Source organism: Acinetobacter sp. YH16038, from assembly GCF_013417275.1.
GTDB lineage: Bacteria > Pseudomonadota > Gammaproteobacteria > Pseudomonadales > Moraxellaceae > Acinetobacter.
On record NZ_VPEG01000126.1, the window covers coordinates 1 to 1871 of the forward strand.

At 30.6% G+C, this 1871-nt stretch carries 1 protein-coding gene; it reads right to left on the reverse strand.

All coding sequences use genetic code 11. The annotated features are described in order from the left end of the window. Positions 1-300: 300 nt before the first annotated feature. Positions 301-1149 (reverse strand): serine protease, encoded by an 849-nt coding sequence (locus tag FTV34_RS17215; protein WP_163146740.1) that lies wholly within the window; start codon positions 1147-1149, stop codon positions 301-303. Positions 1150-1871: the final 722 nt, after the last annotated feature.

Sequence of the window (1871 nt, forward strand, 5' to 3'; positions counted from 1 at the left end):
TGTACCTACCGTTTAAAATCGAAAGGGAGCTTGTAATCAGAGAAAAGGCGAGCGTGAAATTTTGATGATGCTCAATCGCTCGTAGACACTCGCTCGGTTCTTATTATCTAGGTTTTAATTATTTAATGGAGCTAATCAAAGTTGTGAAACATTGATCAAAGAATAGGCGTGGAACATGAAAAATCATAAAAAAAGCCCGAACAGGGATGCTCGGGCTATAAACTAGAAACTACAGCGTTGAATTATAAGGATAATTATACAGCATTTCGTATAACGTGTATTATGTTAATTTTAGGAATTCTAAACTTGAGCAGAAATTAATGTGGATTTAAATTTACGAACTTCATCATTCAGTACGTGAAGTTCTGTTGATCTTATTGCATTACCTAAATGCATCATTGCTGCAACTGTTACTTGAGGAGGTTGAGCCAGAATTACTTGTCCATTATTATTTATTAGCGGCCCCGCATATAATATACCAACTAAATGAATTCGACTTTTATCCATATAATAAGTATTAGTTTTTCTGTCTAAATACCCCTTTTTATCATATAAAAAAATTGGTGATCCAGAGGATCCTGGGAAACAAGCCATATCAACCATAAACTCTTGTTTTCCATTATATAGTTTTGCAAGAGAAGAGGCCGTTATTCCCTTACGAATAATAGGTAGATGGTTTACCTCATCAGAAATACCATTAGGACAGCCAATCATTGTTACTTCTTCAATAGCATCAAAATATTGCCAATCATCGGTATTCGGTATTAATGATAAATCTAAAAATTTATAGAATATTGGCATACCTTGATCTATTGCTTGATTTATCAAACCTGCAATAGAGATAGCACATAAATCAATTTTCGTATCAGGATGATAGATAACCTGTTTATCGTTTATCCCAATGCTTAGTTCGACAAAATTTCCTGAAGGTTCTCCTTCATTATTCTTTACATGACAAATGATTTTTATTTGATCACTCTTTTCTATTACATGTTTGTTTGTCACCAGAGCTAGAAAGCAATTTTCTCCATCATTATCGAAGGCTGTGAAGAATCCAGTCCCTGTACTATGAGCTTTTCCATTTAAGTATGCAGTAATTTTTACTGTTGAATAAAGTAATTCCTCAGCCACACTCATAGTTTTATTCATAAATCTTTTCCGATAGTCACAATAAATATTCTTATTTTTTATCATAGTATTAATCTTTATTTTTTATTTTAATCAATAAAATAAATACTTCATTCTGACAAAATTTAAATCAATATATTTTTTCATTTAACATAATGGTGGTTATACGAAATTAGTAGTTTTTACGCGGAATTCCTAACGTATTCATCTTTTGTCTTATATCTTTATTTTTACCAATAGGTAAAATATTTTCATAACCTACATCGAAAAGTAGGTAATTAAGAAAAAAATTACAGCGTTTTATAAGCCTTATAGTAACGGGAGAGACTATAGGGCTTTTTATTTATCTTAATATTCATATATCTATGATAAAGCCATGATGCTCTGCGATATAGAAAACCGGCTTGAGAATAGACCGGTCTTTTATGATATTTGCTAAAATACTCTTTTGAAATATAAAAAACTAAGCGTGTATAGCACTGGGTCTAGGTGTTTTTTGGGCTTAGTTATTAGCGTTATTTAAATAAGTATAAGTGGCTTTGTTGCATAAATATGTAAGCATCTGATTTAAATAAATTTAATTTTGGATCAAAAAATAATCAAAACTTTTAAAATCATATAGTTATGAAATCTTTGTGCAACAAAGCCAGTATAAGTCAATTTTTACCTAAGGGATTTGCTTTTCAACTAGTTCCAATTTCTTTAATGCTTGCCCTTTTTTATGATCATTATCAATCTTTACA